The sequence below is a fragment of the Streptomyces sp. NPDC048290 genome (assembly GCF_040652095.1).
Taxonomy (GTDB): domain Bacteria; phylum Actinomycetota; class Actinomycetes; order Streptomycetales; family Streptomycetaceae; genus Streptomyces.
The window spans coordinates 1-20,482 of the sequence record NZ_JBEZLM010000040.1 but is presented as its reverse complement, the minus strand read 5'-3'; the positions used below and the strand labels follow the sequence as shown (position 1 = coordinate 20,482).

Annotated in this window: 18 protein-coding genes and 1 pseudogene; 6 read left to right on the top strand and 13 right to left on the bottom strand. The window is 72.9% G+C overall.

Features of this window, described 5'->3' with window-relative positions:
• Nucleotides 1-151: 151 nt before the first annotated feature.
• The 8 genes and pseudogenes from AB0D49_RS39530 to AB0D49_RS39495 form a co-directional block, all read right to left on the bottom strand.
• Nucleotides 152-1,588 carry a VWA domain-containing protein gene (locus AB0D49_RS39530; protein WP_362768393.1) on the bottom strand — a complete coding sequence of 479 codons (1,437 nt, stop codon included), beginning with the start codon at nt 1,586-1,588 and terminating at the stop codon, nt 152-154.
• Between the two features lie 14 nt (nt 1,589-1,602).
• On the bottom strand, nt 1,603-3,015 hold the full coding sequence (locus AB0D49_RS39525; protein WP_362768390.1) for a hypothetical protein: 1,413 nt from the start codon (nt 3,013-3,015) through the stop codon (nt 1,603-1,605).
• 90 nt (nt 3,016-3,105) lie between these two features.
• Nucleotides 3,106-3,609, bottom strand: a pseudogene (locus tag AB0D49_RS39520) (hypothetical protein); the annotation flags it as partial.
• Nucleotides 3,610-3,742: 133 nt separating this feature from the next.
• Nucleotides 3,743-4,201 carry an SRPBCC family protein gene (locus tag AB0D49_RS39515; protein WP_362768314.1) on the bottom strand — a complete coding sequence of 153 codons (459 nt, stop codon included), beginning with the start codon at nt 4,199-4,201 and terminating at the stop codon, nt 3,743-3,745.
• A 37-nt stretch (nt 4,202-4,238) separates the two neighbouring features.
• Complete coding sequence (locus AB0D49_RS39510) at nt 4,239-5,102, bottom strand: DUF4232 domain-containing protein (protein WP_362768311.1); 864 nt, start codon at nt 5,100-5,102, stop codon at nt 4,239-4,241.
• 188 nt (nt 5,103-5,290) lie between these two features.
• Nucleotides 5,291-6,790: a tripartite tricarboxylate transporter permease gene (locus AB0D49_RS39505; protein ID WP_362768308.1), complete on the bottom strand. Its 1,500-nt coding sequence runs from the start codon at nt 6,788-6,790 to the stop codon at nt 5,291-5,293.
• Between the two features lies 1 nt (nt 6,791).
• Entirely contained in the window at nt 6,792-7,331 is a 540-nt protein-coding gene (locus AB0D49_RS39500; RefSeq protein WP_362768305.1) for a tripartite tricarboxylate transporter TctB family protein, read from the bottom strand.
• On the bottom strand, nt 7,328-8,311 hold the full coding sequence (locus tag AB0D49_RS39495; protein WP_362768387.1) for a tripartite tricarboxylate transporter substrate binding protein: 984 nt from the start codon (nt 8,309-8,311) through the stop codon (nt 7,328-7,330). The genes AB0D49_RS39500 and AB0D49_RS39495 overlap by 4 nt, the downstream gene beginning before the upstream one ends.
• A 323-nt stretch (nt 8,312-8,634) precedes the next feature.
• Here AB0D49_RS39495 and AB0D49_RS39490 point away from each other — a divergent pair, with 323 nt between their 5' ends.
• Entirely contained in the window at nt 8,635-10,305 is a 1,671-nt protein-coding gene (locus AB0D49_RS39490) for a sensor histidine kinase (protein ID WP_362768302.1), read from the top strand.
• On the top strand, nt 10,302-11,018 hold the full coding sequence (locus AB0D49_RS39485; protein WP_362768299.1) for a response regulator: 717 nt from the start codon (nt 10,302-10,304) through the stop codon (nt 11,016-11,018). Before AB0D49_RS39490 ends, AB0D49_RS39485 begins: the two co-directional genes overlap by 4 nt.
• 159 nt (nt 11,019-11,177) lie before the next feature.
• On the opposite strand, the gene AB0D49_RS39480 is transcribed toward AB0D49_RS39485, so the two are convergent.
• The gene (locus tag AB0D49_RS39480) at nt 11,178-11,630 is read right to left on the bottom strand and encodes an NAD(P)H-dependent oxidoreductase (protein ID WP_362768296.1); all 453 of its coding nucleotides are present in this window, start codon (nt 11,628-11,630) and stop codon (nt 11,178-11,180) included.
• 110 nt (nt 11,631-11,740) lie between these two features.
• On the opposite strand from AB0D49_RS39480, the gene AB0D49_RS39475 reads away from it, so the two are divergent.
• Nucleotides 11,741-12,379, top strand: a complete 639-nt coding sequence (locus tag AB0D49_RS39475; RefSeq protein WP_362768293.1) for a methyltransferase domain-containing protein — start codon at nt 11,741-11,743, stop codon at nt 12,377-12,379.
• A gap of 1 nt (nt 12,380) precedes the next feature.
• Here the strand turns inward: AB0D49_RS39475 and AB0D49_RS39470 are convergent, their stop codons facing one another.
• The 3 genes from AB0D49_RS39470 to AB0D49_RS39460 all read right to left on the bottom strand — a co-directional run bounded on the left by AB0D49_RS39470 (nt 12,381) and on the right by AB0D49_RS39460 (nt 14,688).
• Nucleotides 12,381-12,548: a hypothetical protein gene (locus tag AB0D49_RS39470; RefSeq protein WP_362768290.1), complete on the bottom strand. Its 168-nt coding sequence runs from the start codon at nt 12,546-12,548 to the stop codon at nt 12,381-12,383.
• Between the two features lie 98 nt (nt 12,549-12,646).
• Nucleotides 12,647-13,948: a phosphodiester glycosidase family protein gene (locus AB0D49_RS39465; protein ID WP_362768287.1), complete on the bottom strand. Its 1,302-nt coding sequence runs from the start codon at nt 13,946-13,948 to the stop codon at nt 12,647-12,649.
• Nucleotides 13,949-14,052: 104 nt separating this feature from the next.
• Nucleotides 14,053-14,688 carry a lipoprotein gene (locus tag AB0D49_RS39460; protein ID WP_362768284.1) on the bottom strand — a complete coding sequence of 212 codons (636 nt, stop codon included), beginning with the start codon at nt 14,686-14,688 and terminating at the stop codon, nt 14,053-14,055.
• Between the two features lie 334 nt (nt 14,689-15,022).
• Between AB0D49_RS39460 and AB0D49_RS39455 the strand changes: the two genes are divergently transcribed.
• The 3 genes from AB0D49_RS39455 to AB0D49_RS39445 all read left to right on the top strand — a co-directional run bounded on the left by AB0D49_RS39455 (nt 15,023) and on the right by AB0D49_RS39445 (nt 19,004).
• Complete coding sequence (locus tag AB0D49_RS39455) at nt 15,023-16,582, top strand: APC family permease (RefSeq protein WP_362768281.1); 1,560 nt, start codon at nt 15,023-15,025, stop codon at nt 16,580-16,582.
• 878 nt (nt 16,583-17,460) lie between these two features.
• A complete protein-coding gene (locus AB0D49_RS39450; protein ID WP_362768278.1) occupies nt 17,461-18,399 on the top strand; it encodes a GNAT family N-acetyltransferase in 939 nt (312 codons plus the stop codon).
• 56 nt (nt 18,400-18,455) lie between these two features.
• The gene (locus AB0D49_RS39445; RefSeq protein WP_362768276.1) at nt 18,456-19,004 is read left to right on the top strand and encodes a kinase; all 549 of its coding nucleotides are present in this window, start codon (nt 18,456-18,458) and stop codon (nt 19,002-19,004) included.
• Here AB0D49_RS39445 and AB0D49_RS39440 read toward each other — a convergent pair.
• Entirely contained in the window at nt 18,991-20,235 is a 1,245-nt protein-coding gene (locus AB0D49_RS39440) for an MFS transporter (RefSeq protein WP_362768273.1), read from the bottom strand. The genes AB0D49_RS39445 and AB0D49_RS39440 overlap by 14 nt on opposite strands.
• Between the last annotated feature and the right edge of the window lie 247 nt (nt 20,236-20,482).

Below are 20,482 nucleotides of genomic sequence, written 5' to 3'. Positions count from 1 at the left end.
CATACGGGAAGCGTTGAGAAGTCGGAGAGACACCGAGGAGCGCCCAGCCCGCTCGGGTCAGGAAGCTCCGGCCGGATCAAGGCGGGCAGTACGGGCCCGCTCAGGCCCGCTCAGGCCAGGTCAGGGCCAGGTCACGTCACGTCACGTCACGTCACGTCAGGAAGTTCTTCAGCTCATGGACGAGCTTGCGGATGTGCCCGGATATCACCGGCGTCCCCAGATCCTTGAACCGGTCCCGGAACCAGGGGTTCACACTCCCCCGCCCCGAGCTGGTCACCGATCCCACCGGGATGAACTTCACGCCCGAGCGATGGATCGCCGCCATCGACTGGAACAGTTCCTCGCTCCGCCACTCGTAGAAGTCGGAGATCCACACCACGACCGTGTTGCGCGGCTCGGCGATCTTCGGCTGGGCCAGCGCCATCGCGACCGTGCCGTCGGTGCCGCCGCCGAGCTGGGTGCGCAGCAGGGTCTCGAAGGGGTCCTGCACCCAGGGGGTGAGGTCGAGTGCCTGGGTGTCGTAGGCGAGGAGGTGGACGTCGACCTTGGGGAGTCCGGCGAAGATGGACGCCAGGATCGTGCAGTTCACCATGGAGTCGACCATGGAGCCCGACTGGTCGACCACCACGATCAGCCGCTGCGGTGTGGTCTTGCGGGTGGTGTGCCGGTAGTAGAGGCGGTCGACGTACAGCCGCTCCTCCTCCGGGTCCCAGTTGGTGAGGTTCTTCCAGATCGTGCGGTCCAGGTCCAGGTTGCGGTAGACGCGCTTCGGGGGGATCGACCGGTCGAGGGTGCCGACGGTGGCCTTCTCCACCTGAGTGCGCAGCACGTCGGCGACCTCGTCGACGAAGCGCCGGATCAGCGCCTTGGCGTTGGCGAGGGCGACGCCGGAGAGGTTGTTCTTGTCCCGCAGCAGTTGCTCGATGAGGGACATGCTGGGGGTGAGCCGGGCGGCCAGCCGCGGATCGGCGAGGACCTCGCGCAGATGCATCCGCTTGACCAGATCGCCTTCCAGGGCGCCCAGTTCGGGGCCGATGGCCGGCAGCAGATTGCTCAGGTCGGGGATGGTGTACCGGCCGCCTCCGCCGGTCGGGCTCGCTCCGGTGCCGGCCGCGCCTGGTCCGGAGCGGCCGTTGCCGCCGCGCAGTCCGCCGACCTCGCAGCCGAGGGCGCGCTCCAGCCAGCCCGCGTCGGACTGCCAGCGGGAGAGCTGCTCCGCGGTGACGGTGCCGCTGCCGGTGGCGAAGACATTGAGCAGCACCTTGGAGACCAGTGCGGCGCGGCGCACCTCGGCGGCCCGGTCCCGACCGTCCCCCTTCCCGTCGGCCCCGTCCGGCTCGGGCACCATCAGCCCGTCGAACTCCCCGGCCAGATCGGGATGGCGCTGCACGATCGAGTCCACGGAGATCTGCGGGTCCAGCAGCGCGGGCGGCAGTCCGATGTCCTCGACGACGGCGAGGCTCGCGGACTCCAGCGTGGCCTGTTCGTCGTGGTCGAAGAGCCGGGCCAGCAGCCGCCAGTACAGGACCTGCCGCCGGTTGTCCTCGATGCTCGCCCCGGCCCCGGGCGCTGCGGCCACCTCAGCCATGTCAGGTGTGTCGGTCATTTCCGCAACAGCCTTCCCGCCCGCTCGCGCAGGGCCGCCACGGCGTCGGTCGCCGCCTTCTCCGCCTTCACCCCGACCCGGTCCTTGGTGCCGCCCGCCCAGCCCCCGGCGTGCACCGCCACGCTCTTCTTGCGCACGGTCGCCTCCACGGCGAGCGGCTGGAGCCGGAACGCCCCGGCGTCCCACCGCAGCAGTCCGATGCAGGCGCCGGAGGCGGCGACGGCCTCCGGGGTGAGCGGACCGGCCACCGGGACCCGGTCGGTGTCCACGGCGAGCGGTGTGCCCGCGACGGTGAACGTCAGCTCCTCGGTGTCGCCGCCGCCCTGGACCGCGTAGCCCTCCAGGAAGACCGGGACGGCGATCCGGGCCGGGTGGCGGTCCAGGGGGGCCGTGGGCGCCGCGGTGGCGGTCGGCAGCGCGACCCGCGCGGTGGCGAAGGCGTCGGCCGGTGCTCCCCCGCGGGCGTGCTCGTCGCTCCACAGGAGGTCGCCCTCGGCGGTGACCGGCATACCGGTCAGCTCCATGGAGCGGCCCTCGCTCACGGCGGCCAGCAGGGACATGTGGGGGCGCATCAACTGCCAGACGCCCGCGCCGAGGACCGTGTCCGGCTTGGGCACCGAGATCGCGGCGCGCACCAGCCGGGGGGACGAGCCGTCGGCGGGTTCGAGGACGGCGTGCACCTGGGCCTGGGCGGCGGTGGCGTGTTCGTGCACATCGACGCCGAGCGGGAGGAGTCTGCCGGTGACCGTGCCGGTGGCGGCCGGGGTCGCGGCGCCGGGCAGGGTCAGCAGGGTCGCGCGGGACCACAGGTCGGCCCAGCGGCGGACCGGGATCCGCTCCAGGGTGGCGCCGGGGCAGGACGCGGCGAGTTCGGCGGCGAAGCCGTCCAGGAGGGTGGCCGGCCTGCGCAGCGCCGGGTCCGGGAGCAGCGCGGTGACGACCGGGGCGGCTGCGGAGATCAGTTCGTGGTCGATGCCCTGCCATCCGGTGCGCGCCAGGTCGCCGAGCCAGGAGCGGGCGGCGGCGAGCACATTGGCGGTCTCTCCCGCCGTGGGGCCGGGCAGGGCGTCGGTGTCGGCGGCGCGGGGGCGTCCGGCGAAGGCGTCGGCGCGGATCAGGAGCGCGTCGTGGACGGAGCCGAGCAGGGCGGTGCGGGCGGCGGCGAGGACGACGAGATGCTCCTCGCTCGCGGCACCGGCCGCCGCCTTGTCGGCCGCCTCGCCGACCCGCTCGGCCAGCGGGGTCCCGGCGAGGGAGCGGGCGAAGTCGGCGAGGGCGTCGGCCTCCTCGGGCCGGGGCCGCAGCAGCCCGCCGCACAGGGCACGGTCGAAGGCGTCGACGGCGGTGAGCGCCTCGTCGAGCCCGTCGACGGGATCGCCGCCCGGCCCGCCCGCGGCGGCGCCCGGCATCCCGCCGCCGGAACCACCGGCACCACCGGAGCCGGAATCACCGGAGTCATCCGAGCCGTCCGATTCGGCGGTCCCCTCAAGTCCCGTCCGGCGCGTCGGCGGGAACCACTGCAACTCCGGCAGCGGCACGGTCGCCGGGGCGAGTTCGAGATAGGCCAGATGCCTCAGGAACCGGCTGAAGACCGCCGCCGCGGCACCTGCGTCCGCCTGCGCGGGACGGGTGCGGGTCATGACGTAGCCGAGGTGCGCGGCGTCGAGTTCGCTCGGGTCGGTGCCCTTCACCGGGTCGACGCGCAGCGAGCGGGCGACACGGTCGAACCCGTACTGGAGCACCGACTCGTCCAGCAGGGCGGTGATGTGCTTGCAGAACGTGCCCCGGGCGCCGCCGCACGGCCGGTTGTTGTTGGTGCTGCACGCGAACGCGTACGTCCCCGCCTCGACGGACGAGACATAGACCCGCCCGATGTCGGAGCCGCTGGACACCACGCCCTGGAGCCGTCCGTCGGCCAGTTCCACGAACGGGACCTTCGCGAGCTTGCGGGGTCGCGCGGGTGGGACCACCCGCGCGCTGCTCGACTTCTCCCAGGCCGACAACGCACCATCTCCTTTGCGCACAGGGGGATTTCCCCAGCCGATCGGCGGGGACGTCAACGAACATAGCCGGGACCACTGACAACGCCCCTGACCTGCGCGTTCCCCGACGGGGAGAGACCGCCGACGGCCCGCGCTACCTTCCCTCCACCAGCCGTGCGAGCCGGTCCAGCGCCATCCGCGTACCGGTCTCGTTGTCGGCGGCGGGCACGGCGTCGGGCAGTCCCTCGTGGAGCATCACCACATCCGTGCCGTCCCCGGCGGGGACCAGCGTGGTCGTCATCGTCATGACCCCCCGCATCGCCGGGTCGTCGCTCTCGAACTCCAGCACCTCCACGACCTGTTCGTCCGGCAGCAGCCGGGTGAAGCGGCCGTGGTAGGTGTCGGTGTTGCCGCCGGACTTCCCGGCCGCGTCCGGTGCGTCGTACGTCAGGGAGATCCGGAATCGGCCGCCCTCGCGCGCCTCGAAGGTGTGCACCTCGGTGCGCATCCCGTCGGGCACTCGCCAGCGGGCGACCGCCTCCGGGTCGATGAGTGCCTGGTAGACGAGGTGCGGGGCGGCGTTCACATGGCGGGTGATCCGGGTCGTGTGCATGGCGCCAACGTAGCCCGGCCGCCGCACACCCCCGCCCCTATTCCTTCGCCCACGCCCCGACACCCAGCCGTCCGGTCGTCCCGAGGTCGAGTTCCGGGGTCACCGTCACCGGATCGGCGCCGGGCCGGGCCCATACGCGGACGTAGGGGGCGTGCACCGCGTCCTCGCCCAGCTCCGTGGTGTTGCGCCAGACCAGGGTGGCGCTCGCCCGTTCGCCGCGCCGCAGGGTGAGCGGGGCGGGCGGGGTGTCGGCGCCGGTGCCGGTGGCGATCCCGCTGCCGCCCTCCTGGACCGTGACGCCGTCGACCGGGTCATGGGCGGCGTCGAGGAGTTCGAGGCGCGGGTGTCCGTCCAGGCCGTAGGCGTCGGTGCCGCAGTTCTCCAGGTGCAGCCCCACCACCCGCAGGCCCATCGCCGCGTCGCCCTCGTCGGCGTACACCCGTACCCCCGAGGGCGGGCAGCTGGGGCCGCCGGCGACCGGGGCCTCGTCGGCGGGGACCGAGCGGACGGTGGAGACGAGGGCCCGGACGGAGCCGCCGGACAGACCCCCCGCGCTGAAGGTGCGGCGGACCGTACGGCCCGGCACGACCGCCTCCACGGTGTCCTCGGCGTGGTGCAGGGCGCCGCCCGAGGCGTCGGCGAAGGTGAAGCCGATCGTGTAGGTGAGGGCTTGGGAGCCGGGGTTGGTGACCTCGTACGCGACACAGTCGGGGGGTCCCGCCGCGAAGCCGAGGACGCGCACGCCGTCCTTCTCCGGGGCGGGCGAGGCCGCGGCCGAAGCGGCGGCGGCGCAGCCGGTGGGGGTGGGGCTGGGGCCGAGCGCGCCGGGCTGCCCGGTTCCGCAGGCCGTGAGCGCCAGGGCACCGGCCGCGAGGGCGGGGAGAAGAGGGATGCGCCGCATCCGCCGAGTCGATCAACCCGCCCGTCCGGCAACCGTGATGGAGGCCACAGTTCCGGTCACAGTGCTGTCACAAGGGGCACCCGCCTCGCCCTGGACACCGCACCAGGACACCGGTCCCCTCCCCACCCCACACGAACGCCGGCCGCTCCCCCGTCTCCGGGAGGGCGGCCGGCGTACCTGTGGGGGGATCAGGAGGTGGCCACCGGCCGCACCCGCCGGAAGAGCCGCTTCAGCAGCGGCCAGGCCAGCAGTACCGCGATCACCACGTACACGGTCACCGAGAACCAGGTGTTCACCAGCCCGCTCACGCTGCCGTCGCTGATCTGGAGGGCGCGGCGCAGCTGTTGCTCGGCGTTGGGGCCGAGGATGACCCCGATGACGGCCGGCAGCACGGGCAGCCCGTAGCGCCGCATACCGAATCCGATCAGGCCGATGACCAGCAGGATCACCAGGTCGATCACCTCGCCGCCGACCGCGTACGCGCCGACCGCGGCGAAGAACAGGATGCCCGCGTAGAGGTACGGCCGCGGGATGCGCAGCAGTTTCGCCCAGACCGGCGCGAGCGGCAGGTTGAGGGCGAGCAGCAGCACCATGCCGACGAAGAGGGAGGCGATCAGGCCCCACACCAGGTCGGGTTCGCGCTCGAAGAGCAGCGGTCCGGGCTGGATGCCGTACTGCTGGAAGGCGGCCAGCATGACGGCGGCGACGGCCGTGGTGGGCAGGCCGAGGGTGAGCATCGAGACCAGGGTGCCGGCCGCCGAGGCGGACGCGGCGGACTCGGGTCCGGCGACGCCCTCGATGGCGCCCTTGCCCCACTCGTCCTTGTGCTTGGACAGCCGCTTCTCGGTGACGTAGGACAGGAAGGTGGGGATCTCGGCGCCGCCCGCGGGGATCGCGCCGAACGGGAAGCCGATGAACGGGCCGCGGGCCCAGGACTTCCAGGTGCGGCGGACGTCCTTCTTGCCGAGCCAGGGACGGCCGACCGGGATCGGCTCGGGCGGTCTGCGCCGCAGATGCGCGGCGACCCACAGCGCCTCGCCGATGGCGAACAGTCCGACGGCGACGATGACGACGTCGACGCCGTCGGCGAGCTGGAGCGAGCCGAAGGTGAGGCGCTGCTGTCCGGTCATCTGGTCGAGCCCGACGAGGCCGATGGTGAGACCGATCAGCAGGGAGGCGAGACCGCGGATGCGGGAGGAGCCGAGGACCGAGGTCACCGCGATGAACGCGAGGACCATGATGGCGAAGTAGTCGGGCGCGCCGATGTCGACGGCGAGTTCGGCGACCGCCGGGGCGAGCGCGACCAGCAGGATCGTGCCGACCATGCCGCCGGTGAAGTGGCCGATGGCGGCGGCGGCCAGGGCCTGTGCGCCGCGCCCGGACTTGGCCATCGGGTTGCCCTCCATCGCGGCGACCACGGCCGCGCTCTCCCCGGGGGTGTTGAGGAGGATGGAGGTGGTGGAGCCGCCGAACATGGCGCCGTAGTAGATCCCGGCGAACATGATGAACGCGCCGATGGGATCGAGGCCGTAGGTCACCGGGAGGAGCAGGGCGACGGCCATGGCGGGGCCGATGCCGGGCAACACGCCGATGGCGGTGCCGAGCAGCACACCGAGGGCGGCCCACATGAGGTTCATCGGCGTCAGGGCGGTCCCGAAGCCGTCCAGCAGGGAGTTCAGGGCGTTCATCTCACAGCACTCCCATCAGCGGGCCGCCGGGGAGCGGTACTCCGAGCAGGTCGTTGAAGAGCACATAGGTGACGAGGGACAGGGCCGCCGCGATCAGCGGGTCCCGGTCCAGGCGGCGGCTGCCGAGGGCGAAGGCCGCGCCCCAGAACAGCAGCGCCCCGGCGATGGGGAAGCCGACCGGTTCGATGAGTACGGCGGTGGCCAGGAAGACCCCGCCGAGCAGCAGCACGGTCCGCCAGTCGGCCGGTTCGGACAGGTCGACGTCCTCGCCGGTCTCGGCCTGGCCCCGGCCGCCGCGCAGGACGTCCACGGCGAGCAGCGCGGCGATGACGAGGAGTCCGACGCCGACCGCGATGGGGACGGTCTTGGGGCCGACGGGGCCGCGCTGGGCGATGTCGACGTCCATGGTGAGGGCGTCGGTCAGCACCAGCACGCCGAGGACCAGCAGCAGGGCGCAGACGCCGAGTTCGGAGTTGTCGCGCCACCAGGAGCGGCGGTCCCCGGCGGGCGCCGGGGAGGTGTCGGTGGTCTGTGTCGTCACAGTCCCAGCTCCTTCAGCACCGAGACCACGCGCTTGTCCTGGGCGTCCAGGAACGCGCCGAATTCGTCACCGGTCAGGAAGGCGTCGTTCCAGCCGTTCTGCTGCATCGACTTCTGCCACTGCGGTGAGTCGTGGAGTTCCTCCACCAGCCGGACGAGCTTGTCGCGTTCGGCGTCGGAGAGACCGGGCGGGGCGACGATGCCGCGCCAGTTGGTGAAGTTCACGTCGTAGCCGGACTCGATCAGGGTGGGGGCGTCGAGGCCGTCGACCCGCTCGGGGCCGGTGACGGCGAGCAGCCGCAGCTCGCCCGCCTTGATCTGGTCGAGGTACTCGCCGACGCCGGAGACACCGAAGGCGACCTTGTTGCCGAGGATGGAGGCGAGGAGTTCGCCGCCGCCGTCGAAGGGGATGTAGTTGACGTCCTTCGGGGCGATCCCGGCGGCCTGGGCCATCAGCATGGGGGCGAGATGGTCCGGGCCGCCGGGCGAGGAGCCGCCGCCGACCGGCAGTTTGCCGGGGTCGGCCTTCCAGGCCGTGATCAGGTCGTCGATGGACCGGTAGGGGGAGTCCTTGGCGACCACGACCACGTCCTGCTCCTCGGTGAGGCGGGCGATCGGGGTGGTGTCGGCGAGCGTCTTGGGCGCGTCGTTGGAGCGGACCGCGCCGACCACGCCGAGCCCCATCGACATCGCCAGCTTGCCGTTGCCGTGCTCGCTGACCAGCCGGGTCAGTCCGACGGTGCCGCCCGCGCCGGGCAGGTTGAACACCTCGATACCGGAGGTGAGTCCGGCGTCCTCGGCGTTCTTCGCGGCCGTGCGGGCGGTGATGTCGTAGCCGCCTCCGGGCGTGTTGGGGACCATGAAGCGCAGGCCCGGGATCTGGGTGCCGGTCTCGGCGCCGCTGCCGGTGGTCAGCAGCGGCGGCCCGAGGAGGACCAGCACGGCGGCCCCGAGCAGGGCGAGGGGAGTGCGCAGGCGCACGAATGCCACCACCTGTCGGTTGCGTGTAGTGCCTATCGGAGAAGCCCTGTGGGGGAGGGTGATGTGGGCCACATGTTGCACCGGCGTAAAGACCGTGTCTCGCTTCCGGAACCAACGGAGGTTTTGGTCTTTGTGGCCACGGGCGCCAGGCCGGGTGAACAGGGGCGGCGCGGGTCCCCCTCACCGTCCGTTACCGACTGGTGCCTTTCCCTGGGCGCGGTTGACGGCCATCATGAGGCGACCTGTTACCCCCGCTCGCCGTGCCCCGCCCGCCGTGCCACCGCCCCCGTCCCCGCGCACCCGTCCCCGAGGTTGACCCCGCCATGGCCGCCACCTTCCGCCGTCACACCCTCGCGGGCGAGATGCTGGTGTTGCAGCTCGCCATCGTGGTGATGGTGCTGCTGGCGGTGGCGGCGGTGTCGCTGGCGCAGTCGGAGGCCACGTTCGACCGGGTGGAGGGGCGCCGGGTCACCGCGCTGGCGGAGCAGCTCGCCGCGACCCCGCTGGTCCGCGGCCAGCTGGAGCAGCCGCTGCTGCCGCGCGAGGCGCTGGCACCGCTGGTGAACTCCACCCAGACCCAGTCCGGGGTGACCTCGGTGACCATCGCGGACGGCGGCGGTCTGATCGTCAGCTCGACCGACCCCACGATGATCGGGGAGCCGCTGCCGTCCGCGCCGGGGGTCGAGCCGGACCGGGGCTGGTCGGGCGAGCTGACGCTCGGTGACAGCCGGGAGCGGGTGGCGCGCGTCCCCGTGCTGGGCGAGCAGGAGGGCAGTGTCGGCCGGCTGCTGGGCACGGTGATGATCGGGGAGGAGTCCCCCACGGTCTGGGAGCGGCTGAGCAACGCCTCGTCGTATCTGATCGCCTATCTCGGGATCGCCAGCGGGCTCGGGCTGGCCGGTTCCTGGCTGCTGGCCCGGCGGGTCAAGCGGCAGACGCTGGGGCTTGAGCCCCGGGAGATCGCCGGTCTGGCGGAGCACCGGGAGGCGATGCTGTACGGGATCGCCGAGGGCGTGGTCGCGCTCGATCCGCAGCACCGGCTGACCCTGGTCAACGAGGTGGGCCGACGCCTCCTCGAGCTGCCCGGGGACTGCGAGGGGCGGGGCCTGGACGCGCTCGGCATCGACGGCAGACTGCGCGATGTGCTCACCGGCGGGACACCGGACCGGCGCGAGGGCGCGGCGCCGGTCCGCCGGGACGAGGTCGTCCTGCGCGGCGGCCGGGTCCTCGTGATGAACCGGATGACGGTCACCAAGGACGGCCGTCACCTCGGCTCGGTCACCACCTTGCGCGACCGCACCGAACTGGCCCGGCTGGAGCGGGAGATCGGCTCCTTCCGCAGCTCCTCGGAGCTGCTGCGGGCGCAGGCCCATGAGTTCGCCAACCAGTTGCACACCATCTCCGGGCTGATCCAGCTCGGCGAGCAGGACGAGGTGGTGCGCTACATCCGGGCGCTCAGCCTGCGCCGCCAGTCCCTGGACGTCACGCTGAGCCGCCGGGTGCGGGACACGGCGGTGGCGGCGCTGCTCACCGCGAAGTCGTCGCTGGCCGCCGAGCGCCGGGTGGCGCTGCGCATCTCGGACGCCACCGCGCTGGGCCGCCTCTCCCCCGAGGACGCCGCCGATGTGGCGACCGTGGTGGGCAACCTGGTCGACAACGCGGTCGACGCGGCGGCCCCCGCCGGGTCCGCCGGTGACCGGGACGCCTGGGTCGAGGTCGACATCCGCCAGGACGCCTCCGGCGTGGAGATCGTCGTACGGGACTCGGGTCCCGGGGTGCCGACGGAGCTGGCCCGTGAGGTGTTCGAGCACGGTTTCACCACCAAGGTCGCCCGGGAGGGCGAGCGCGGCATCGGACTGGCCCTGACCCGGCTGGTCTGTGAACGGCACGGCGGGGAGATCGCCGTGACCAACACGCCCGAAGGGGCTCAGTTCACCGCGCGCATGACAGTCGGTCGTCTCACCGGCGAGGCGACGGAAGGAGCGCGGAGATGACTGCGGCGAACGGCCCGGCCCGGGACGCGGACCCGGCGAAGACACTGGACGTCCTCGTCGTGGACGACGACTTCATGGTGGCCCGGGTGCACCGCGCCTTCGTGGAGCGGGTACGGCCGTTCCGGGTCGTCGGGGTCGCCAGCACGGGTGCGGAGGCGGTGGCGGCGGCCGACGAGCACCGCCCCGATCTGGTGCTGCTCGATCTGTATCTGCCGGACGGGTTCGGGCTCGATGTGATCCCCCGGCTGCGGGCCGCCGGACACGACTGCGACGTGATGGTGATCAGCGCCGCCCGGGAGGCCGACACCGTGCGCGGCGCGGTACGGCACGGGGTGGTCGACTATCTCCTCAAGCCGTTCGAGTTCGAGGACCTCCGGTCCCGGCTGGAGCGGTACGCGGCGCAACGCGGGCGGCTGCTGACGACGGTGGTGCGCAGCCAGGCCGATGTGGACCGGGTGCTGTCGGGCGGCTCGGGTCCGGCGGCGGGCGGGCTGCCCAAGGGGATGAGTGTGGAGACGGCCGATCTGATCGGGCGGACCCTGCGGGAGTCGGAGGGCACCTTGTCGGCGACCGAGTGCGCCACCCTCACCGGGGTGTCCCGGGTCAGCGCCCGCCGCTATCTGGAGTACTTCCACACCACCGGGACGGCGGAGGTGGCGCTGCGGTACGGGGTGGCGGGGCGTCCGGAGCGGCGGTACCGCTGGCGCGGCTGACGGCCGCCGCGCCGCTCGGCGCAGCAGACCGGCTCAGCGCATCAGACGGGCTCAGCCCATCAGACCGGCTCGGCGCAGCAGACCGGCTCAGCGCATCAGACGGGCTCAGCCCATCAGACCGGCTCAGCCCATCAGACCGGCTCAGCCCATCAGACCCGCTCAGCCCATCAGACCGGCGGCGAGGGTCGCGCCCAGCTCCCAACAGGCTTCCAGGTCGGTCTTGCCGGGTGCCCCGGTGACGGTGACCGGTTCGGCGGCCCGCCGCCAGCCGAGGCCGGTGGTGATGGTGTCGAGGGCGCGGGCCGCGCCGGTGACATCGCTGCCGCCGTGCACCCAGGTACCGAAGGGCCGTCCCCGGGTGCTGTCCAGGCACGGGTAGTAGATCTGGTCGAAGAAATGCTTGAGGGCGCCGCTGATGTACCCCAGGTTGGCCGGGGTGCCGAGCAGCAGGCCGTCGGCGGCGAGGACGTCCGAGGCGGTCGCCGCCAGCGCGGCCCGCCGTACCACGTCGACGCCCTCGATGTCCGGGTCGGTGGCACCGGACACCACGGCTTCGAACAGTGCCTGGCAGTGGGGCGAGGGGGTGTGATGCACGATCAGCAAGGTGGCCACGCGGGAACCCTGCCCGCCGCAGCGCCGACGCGCAACCGCGGTCTTGGGCTCCGCCGGTCCGGGCTGGGACGATCGCGTACGCCGCCCCGCCCCACGAAGGGAACCGCATCGTGACCGCTGCCTCCGCCAGGCCCCCCGCCGCTGTGACGTTCGACGCGATCGGCGCCGCGTACCAGGACGCGTTCGCCGCCTCGGAGCCGCACCGCCGCTCCCTGGACCGCCTGCTGGCACGGCTGGCGCCGGGCAGCAGTGTGCTGGACGTGGGGAGCGGCACGGGCCGACCGACCGCCGAGACGCTCGCCGCGGCCGGACATGACGTACGGGGCATCGACATCTCGCCGGTGATGGTGGGGATCGCCGCCCGTCAGGTGCCGGGGGCGTCCTTCGAGTGCGCCGACATCAGGGCGCTGCCGCTGCCGCGGGCCCGGTTCGACGCGGTCTGTGTGTACTTCTCGCTGCTCCAGATGGCCAGGTCCGAACAGTCGGAGCTGCTGGGGCGGCTGGCCGGGGCGCTGAAGCCGGGCGGCCATCTGATGCTGGCCACGGTGCCGCTGGAGGTCGAGGACGTCGAGGTGGTGTTCATGGGCCAGACCGTGCGGGCGACGAGTTTCTCCGCCGACCGCGTGCTGGCCCTGGCGGCGGAGGCGGGGCTGACCGTGCTGGACCGCGACGAGGTGCTGTTCACCCCCGCGCTGCCCGGGGCGGGCCCGGAGCCGCAGCTGTTCCTGCACTGCCGCCGCGCGGACTGACTCAGCGGCTGTCGGGGTCGGCCAGGTCCTCGGCGACGTCGGCCGTCAGGTCGGGGCCCCCGCGCCAGTACACGGCGACCTCAGAGGTGGCGCGCAGGGCGGCGAGGGCGGGGATGTCGCCGGGCTCGCTGGTGCGCGGGACGACCCGGGTGCCATGGAGTTCGGTCACCCGGGTCACGGTAGCCGGGGCGGTGGCGTGCGGCGCGTGGATTACCGGGGGGGGGCTCAGCGCCGGTAGGGCGTGCGTCTCCAGGACTACTAGGGGGCTCAGCGCCGGTAGGGCGTCTCCAGGAAGACCAGCGCGTCCCCGACGGGCCGTTCCGTGGTGCCGCTGGGCCGGTTCACCAGTTCGCCCCGGACGGACAGCGTGGTGGAGCCGCCTCCGTCGAGGTTCACGGCGTCCCGCATCCCGAGCGCGTCGGCGACGGCGGCGGTCTCGTTCATCGTCGTACCGACGCTGGTGGTCATGCGGCCGTCGACGGTACCCAGGACGATCTTCCCGTCCACGGTGGTCCCCGCGATGGTGCGCGGGTTGCGGTCGAAGAAGCTGCCCGTGCCGGGCGGTACGACGATCTCGCCGCCCGCGGTGAGCCGGTAGCGGCCGTTCACACCGGACAGTCCGGAGTGCACCGGCACCGTGGCGCCCTTCTCGTCGCGCAGGGTCGAGGTGATGTTCACGCATCCGGTGCCCGCGGCCTTGAGGAGCGTGGCCGTCTCCCTGCCGGTGGCCTGGAGGGAGGTCTGTCCGGCGGTCAGGGCGGTGCCCCGGGTCCGCGCGGTGCGCACCACACAGCCGCGCTGGTCGAGGACCATCTCGACACCGGCGCCGGACGGGGTGGTGGCGGCGAACTCCGGGGTGAAGCGGACGACGTCACCGGTCGCGGTGCAGGTCGTCGGGTCGGGGAGCTGGGCGCATCCGGCGGGGACGACGGGCGGATGGTTGAGGTACTCCAGCGGGACGGTGGCGCCGGACTGCCGGTTGCGGACGCCGCCGGTCCAGCTGAACCTGCCGACGAGCGCCTTGCCGGTGCGGGCGTCGACCACGAAGGAGGTCTCGGCGGGGTCGGCGGTGGGCTCGCTGAGCAGCTTCCCGCCGTACAGACCGAGGCCGACGGGGTCGCCGGGGTACTGCTGGCTGGCGGTGAAGGTGAAGAAGGAGCCGTTGACGCCGGCCAGCGCGCCGGACTGCCGGACGAGATCGGTGGTGCGCTCGGTGCGAGCGAGGTCGGGGCCGTGGACGGCGGTGAGGTGGCCGCCGGCCGCGCCGGGGTCGATGGTCAGGACGTTGACCACCCAGGGGCCCTTGGTGGTGGTGTTGATCTGGTCCGGCGGCGCGGGCTCGGTGCCGCGGACGATCGTGGTGAGGGTGACTCCGCGAGCGAGCGTCTGGGTGCTGCGGGTCTCCGTGAGTCCGGCGTCCCCGAGCGGCAGCGTCGCCTGCACCGAGGGGGTGCGGGACGGTGCCGCCGAGGCGTGGACGGCCGGGGCGAGGAACAGCGTCAGAGCCGCCGCCGTAGCTGCGGCTCCTCGGATCACCTGGGGTCTGATCGGTCGTCGGAAGGCAGTCATGCGGGGAGCTTGAGCGCCCCAGACGACGGGCACCACAGGGCCAGTTGTTTTCACGCCTCCGTGGAGGTGAACAACAACCCGTACGGCGCAGTACGTTACGGTTTTCAGCCAGCGGGGCGCAGAGTGCGCCTGGCCAGTTCGTACCCCGGCCGCACGGCTTCGTGCTCGTCCGCGTCGGGTGCGTCGAGGGTGACGACGACGGGGCCGTCCGGAGTCGTCAGGGCGAACGCCAGCTCCGGCCGCTCCCCGAGGATGTCGTCGCTGGAGACATAGGAGACCTCGGCGGCGGGGGCTCCGCCGATGGTGAGCGAGCGGTAGCGCTCCCCGCTCTTCACGGCTCCGGTGTCCACGGCGAGGTGGGCGCGCAGCACCGCCTCGGGGTCGTCGTCGCCCGGCGTTCCGGTCCACACCCGGAGGTAGCCGATGTGTCCGGCGGGCTTGGCGTCGATCTCGCAGGCCAGGGTGACGGACCCGATCTCCAGCGGGGTGTCGACGGACTCGGCCGTCCACTCCTCGGCGATGTCGAAGGTCACCGGCAGCTCACACGGGGACCCGGCGCCGCCGAGGGTGCCGCCGGGGCGTATCTGCGCCGCCGACGCCGACGCCGACGCCGACGCCAGGGTCGAGGCCGGTTCCGGGGTGGAGGCCCGGCCGCCCCCGCCGCTCCCGCACCCGGTCAGCCCGATCACCGCCACCGCCACCGCCACGGCCGCCGCTCTGTTCCCCGGTCCCACCCGCACTGTTCACGCTCCCCGTCTTGATCCACTGAGGACGGACACTGTAGATGCGCGCGGGCGTGCGCGGTGACCCGGGGACCCCCGTCCCGCCACCGGCCGTCGAATGTGACGCGGCCCACACGGGAAAATCCTGGACACCGAAATCCGGACACACCTGCGATAACCGCATATCGGACACCCGTCATCAGCCATGAGAAGCAGCGCCCACAACCCCCACGTGACCTTCCAATCAGAGGCATACAACACCAGACACACTGGATTGCCAGACCCGCCCCCTTCCCCCTGTCCGGTCCACACAACCGGAACCACGGAAACCGCAGGATTTAACGTCTCGTTCATGACTGAGCTGGACGTACGGCCCCAGGCCACCGACCACGGCGACGGGGCCCCCGCCGACGGCATACGCACCAAGGGCCTGAGCGGGAACTCCGTCGGCCTGCTGGGCAGCGCGGTCATCGGTGTCTCCACGGTCGCCCCCGTCTACTGCCTCACCTCCACGCTCGGCTCCACGGCCGGGGAGGTCGGCGTGCAGATGCCGGCGGTGTTCCTCGCGGGCTTCCTGCCGATGCTGCTGGTCGCCTTCGCCTACCGTGAGCTGAACCGGGCGATGCCGGACTGCGGCACCTCCTTCACCTGGACGGTCAAGGCGTTCGGCCCGAAGGTCGGCTGGATGTGCGGCTGGGGTCTGGTGATCGCCACGATCATCGTGCTGTCGAACCTGGCGGGCGTGGCGACCTCGTACTTCTGGCTGCTGGCCGGGGAGATCACCGGCAGTTCCGCGGTGGCCGCGCTGGACGACAACAAGGCGGTCCACATCGGCACCTGTCTGGCGCTGATCGCCATCGCCACGGTGATCAGCTACCGGGGCATGACGGCCACCAAGGGCGTGCAGTACGCGCTGGTGGCGCTCCAGCTGGTGGTGCTCGCGGTCTTCGTCGCCATGGCCTTCGGCAAGGCGGGCAGCGCGGACTTCACCACCTCCATGGACTTCTCCTGGTCCTGGCTCAATCCGTTCGCCGTCCAGTCCTTCGCCGCCTTCACGGCGGGCCTGTCGCTGTCGATCTTCATGTACTGGGGCTGGGACGCCTGTCTCACCGCCAACGAGGAGACCACCGGCAGCGACCGTACGCCGGGCCGCGCGGCGCTGGTCGCCATGGTGGTCCTGGTCGGCTCCTACCTGGCCACCGGGGTGGCCGCGCAGATGGTGGTCGGCTCCGGCGACCAGGGCCTCGGCCTCGCCAACCCGGAGACCTCGGACAACGTCTTCGCCGCGCTGGCCGGTCCCATCATGGGTCCCGGCCTCGGCGTCCTGCTGTTCGTCGCGGTCCTCGCGTCGGCGGCGGCCAGCCTCCAGACCACGTTCATCCCGGTGGCCCGCACGGTCCTCGCCATGTCGACGTACGAGGCGCTGCCCGCGTCCTACGCGCGGGTGCACGAGCGGTTCCGCACACCGGGCCGGGCGACCGTCACGGCGGGCGTGGCGACCGGTGTGTTCTACACCCTGATGACGCTGGTCAGCGAGCACGTCCTGGTGGACACGATCTACGCGCTCGGCCTGATGATCTGCTTCTACTACGCGCTCACCGCCTTCGCCTGCGCCTGGTACTTCCGCGCCGAGCTGCGCAGGTCGGGCCGCGACCTCCTCTTCAAGGGACTGTTCCCGGTGGTCGGCGGACTGCTGCTGGCGGCGGTCTTCGGCAAGACCCTCGCGGACATGTGGGACCCGGCGTACGGCAGCGGCTCGTCAGTGTTCGGTGTGGGCTCGGTCTTCGTGATCGGCGTGGGTCTGCTGGCCCTCGGCCTGGTGATCATGTTCGTGATGCGCTGGAAGAGCCCGGCGTTCTTCCGCGGCGAGATCCTGACGAAGTCGACACCGGCACTGGTGGCGGAGAGCTGAGCGCGACGAGGAGGCGGGAGGGGGCGGGCGGCGCGATCGGTCGCCGGGGACCGGGCGGCGCGGGCGGCTGTGGGGGCTGGGCGGCGCGGGCGGCTGTGGGGGGCTGGGCCGCGAGTCCGACCACCGGAAGCCGGGCGGCGCGGTCGGCCACCGGAAGCCGGGCAGCTCGGTCGGCTGCCGGGAGCCAGGCAGCGCGGTCGGCCGCCGGAGACCAGGGCGGCGAGGCCGACCACCAGGAGCCGGGCAGCGCGGCCGACCAGCGGCAGCCGGGCGGCAAGGCCGACCAGCGGGAGCCAGGCAGCTCGGCCGGCCGCCGGAGACCGGGCGGCGGGACCGACCACCAAGAGCCAGGCAGCGAGACCGACCACCGGGAGCCAGGCAGCAAGGCCGACCGCCGGGAGCCAGGCAGCGCAGTCGGCCGCCGCGGACCGGGCAGCTCGGCCGGCTGCCGGAGACCAGGCAGCGAGACCGACCACCAAGAGCCAGGCAGCAAGGCCGACCACCGGGAGCCAGGCAGCGCAGTCGGCCGCCGGAGACCAGACAGCGCGGTCGGCCGCCGCGGACCGGGCAGCTCGGTCGGCCGCCGGAGACCAGACAGCGCGGTCGGCCGCCGCGGACCGGGCAGCTCGGTCGGCCGCCGGAGACCAGGCAGCGAGACCGACCACCAAGAGCCAGGCAGCAAGGCCGACCACCGGGAGCCAGGCAGCGCGGTCGGCCGCCGCGGACCGGGCAGCTCGGTCGGCCGCCGGAGACCAGGCAGCGAGACCGACCACCAGGGACCACGCGGCGAGGTCAGCCGCCACCGACCGGGCCGCGAGGCCGACCACCGGGGATAAATTCCGTTGCGTGCCGCCCCGTTCGTCCCGGAGCCTGGCGCCATGCCCACCTCCTCCCTCTCCATACGTCCCGCCACGCTCGCCGACGCCCCGGCCATCACCGAGTTGCTCAATGAGATCGACCGGATCGAGATCGGCACCCCCGACACGGATCTGCACACCATCGAGTCGGACCTGCGGCACCCGGAGGCGGACCTGAAGACCGACTCCTGGCTCGCCTACGACGGGGACCGGCTGGTCGCCTATGGGCTGCTCTGGGACGACTCGGGCGCCGAGCGCATCGACATCGAGCACTATGTGCTGCCCGACCACCAGGAGACCGGCCAGCGGGTGCTGCGGGCGATGGAGGCCCGCGCCCTGGCCAAGGCCCGCTCCAACGGCGCCGCGCGGGCCGTGATCCACATGGCCCTCAACACCAGCCCCACCACCGACACGGCCCTGCTCACCGAGCACGGCTGGCATCCCGTACGGCGCTACCACCATCTGACCCGTCCCCTGGACCCGGCGCGCGACCTGGCGCCCGAGGCGCCGCCCGGAGTGAGCGTGCGGGCGTGTCTCACCGAGGAGGACCAGGTCCGCGCCCACGCCCTGGACCAGCTGACGTTCGTCGACCACTTCGACCACCAGGCACGCACCTACGAGCAGTGGCTGGCCGACCTCGACACCGAGCTGATCGACTGGTCCCTGGTCTGGATCGTCTCGGTCGACGGTCTGGGCGACGCCGGATTCCTGCTGGGCCGCAACGACCTCAGCAGCTCGGCCTGGGTCAGCGGTCTCGGTGTGGTCCGCGAGGCCCGGGGCCGCGGCCTCGGCGGCTTCCTGCTGCGCCGGGCGTTCGCCGAGTTCGCGAGCCGGGGCCGGGAGAAGATCGGCCTGGGCGTCGACACGGCCAACGACACGGGAGCGCCCCAGCTCTACGGCCGCCACGGCATGACGGTCCGCTACGCGGTGGACACCTGGGAGACGACCGTCGACGGCTGAGGCGGCGGTGTACGGACCGTCACCGGTGGACCCCACCGGTCGGCGATGATGACCCGGTGACGAAGGACCCGACCACTCCCCCCACTCAGTTGCTGGTGCTGCGCGGCAACAGCGCCTCCGGCAAGAGTTCCGTGGCCGCCGGGCTGCGCGCACGGTACGGCCGGGGCATCGCCCTGGTCGGCCAGGACGTGCTGCGGCGCGAGGTGCTGCGCGAGCGGGACGTCCCCGGTGGGGCGAACATCGGCCTGATCGAACTGACCGTGCGGCACGCGCTGGACCACGGCTTCCACACGGTCCTCGAAGGCATCCTCTCCGTCGCCCACTACGGCGCCATGCTGGCCCGGCTGCGGGCCGACTACGCGGGGCGGGACCACTGGTTCTACCTCGACGTCCCCTTCGAGGAGACCCTCGCCCGGCACGCCACCAAGCCGATCGCGGACACGGTCGGCGCCGCGCAGCTACGGGAGTGGTACCACCCGGCCGATCTGCTGCCGGGCGGGCTGGAGACGGTCGTACCGGCGAGCAGTGCGCTGGCCGAGACGGTGGAGCTGGTGCTGCGCACGTCCGGGCTGGCGGCGCGGGCGCAGGGCGTCAGCCCGGTGTGACGGCGGGCCGCTCCCGGTCCGGTTCCGGGTCCGGGTCGTGGCGGGGCAGCAGCAGCGGGGTCGCCAGGAGCAGCAGACCCGCGAGCGCGAGCGCGGGGCGGATGCCCACGGCGGCGGCGAGCAGCCCCCACAGGGCCGTGGTCGCGGCGGTGACGGTCCTGGTGGTGACGGTCCAGGCGGCGAGCGTACGGGCGACCTGGCCGGGCGGGGTGAGGTCCAGCCGACGGGTGGCGAGGACCGGCGTGAAGACGGCGGCGCAGGTGATCAGCGCGAGTTCGGCGGCCATGACCAGCAGCAGTCCGCCCGTGCCGGGCCCCACGAAGGCCAGCGGCACTGACCAGCAGACGCGCAGGGTCCCGGCGACCCGCAGCACCCGGTGCGCGCCATGGCGGGCCACCAGGGGCCGGGACAGCCGGGAGCCCAGCAGTCCGCCCAGACAGGGCGCGGCGAAGGCGAGGGCGTAGACCCAGGGGGCGAAGCCGAGCGGGCCGAGCATGAGCACGGCGAGCAGCGGCGCACCGGCCATGATCAGACCGTTCACCAGGGCGTTGTTCAGCAGCAGCGGGCGCAGGACCGGGTGGCCGAGGAGGTGGCGCCAGCCGTCCAGCAGGTCCGCGCGGCCGGGTCCGCCGGCCGGGGCGGGGCGCGGGGCGGCCTCCGTGCCGGGGGTGGCGTGGATGCCCAGCGCGGACAGGAGATGGCTCACGGCGTCGGCGAGCACGGTCACCATCGGCCCGAGCAGTCCGACGGCGGCCCCGCCGAGCGGCGGCCCGACCATGGTGACCGTCCAGTTGGTCGACTCGAAGCGGGCGTTGGCGGCCAGCAGGTCCCGTGGCGGGAGCAGTGCCTTCAGATGGGCGCCCGCCGCCGCGCCGAACGCGATGTCGGCCCCGGCGACCACCACCGACACGACCAGCAGCTGGCCGAAGGTCAGCAGGCCGAGCACGAAGGCGACCGGCACGGTCCCCAGCGCCGCGGCCCGGACCAGATCCGTGCCGATCATCACCGGCCGCTTGTACCGGAACTCCACCCAGGGCCCGAGCGGCACCGCCGCCACCGCGCCGACCGCGGTACCGGCCGCCGCGAGCACCGCGACCCGGGTGGGCCCGGCGTGCAGCACCAGCACCGCGATCATCGGGAACGCGTCGAACGCCAGCCGCGTACCGAAAGAACTGACGGCGTACGCCGCCCACAGCCGGGTGAACGCGGGCCCCAGCGACCGCCGCCCCATGACACTCCTCCGCCCCTGACACCGTCCGGACTCCGGACCGGTCATCCAAACGACCGGCGGGACCGGACACAAACAACCGCCGGGCCCGCCCCACAACACGTGGTTGTGAGGCGAGCCCGGCGGATGGTGTGCGCGGGGCCGGGCGGGCTAGATGTATTGCCCTGTGAGGTTGGGGACGCGGCTGGCGGGTGGTTTGCCTGCGAGTGCGGTGTGTCCGCGGTGGTGATTGTAGGTGTGGAGCCATTGC

Excerpts from the sequence above, each read along its gene's own strand:
- AB0D49_RS39525 (WP_362768390.1), bottom strand. The coding sequence starts at position 3,015 with ATGCCGGGCGCCGCCGCGGGCGGGCCGGGCGGCGATCCCGTCGACGGG.
- AB0D49_RS39440 (WP_362768273.1), bottom strand. The coding sequence starts at position 20,235 with ATGGGGCGGCGGTCGCTGGGGCCCGCGTTCACCCGGCTGTGGGCGGCG.
- AB0D49_RS39450 (WP_362768278.1), top strand. The coding sequence starts at position 17,461 with ATGCCCACCTCCTCCCTCTCCATACGTCCCGCCACGCTCGCCGACGCC.
- AB0D49_RS39490 (WP_362768302.1), top strand. The coding sequence starts at position 8,635 with ATGGCCGCCACCTTCCGCCGTCACACCCTCGCGGGCGAGATGCTGGTG.
- AB0D49_RS39485 (WP_362768299.1), top strand. The coding sequence starts at position 10,302 with ATGACTGCGGCGAACGGCCCGGCCCGGGACGCGGACCCGGCGAAGACA.
- AB0D49_RS39455 (WP_362768281.1), top strand. The coding sequence starts at position 15,023 with ATGACTGAGCTGGACGTACGGCCCCAGGCCACCGACCACGGCGACGGG.
- AB0D49_RS39515 (WP_362768314.1), bottom strand. The coding sequence starts at position 4,201 with ATGCACACGACCCGGATCACCCGCCATGTGAACGCCGCCCCGCACCTC.
- AB0D49_RS39510 (WP_362768311.1), bottom strand. The coding sequence starts at position 5,102 with ATGCGGCGCATCCCTCTTCTCCCCGCCCTCGCGGCCGGTGCCCTGGCG.
- AB0D49_RS39465 (WP_362768287.1), bottom strand. The coding sequence starts at position 13,948 with ATGACTGCCTTCCGACGACCGATCAGACCCCAGGTGATCCGAGGAGCC.
- AB0D49_RS39530 (WP_362768393.1), bottom strand. The coding sequence starts at position 1,588 with ATGGCTGAGGTGGCCGCAGCGCCCGGGGCCGGGGCGAGCATCGAGGAC.
- AB0D49_RS39505 (WP_362768308.1), bottom strand. The coding sequence starts at position 6,790 with ATGAACGCCCTGAACTCCCTGCTGGACGGCTTCGGGACCGCCCTGACG.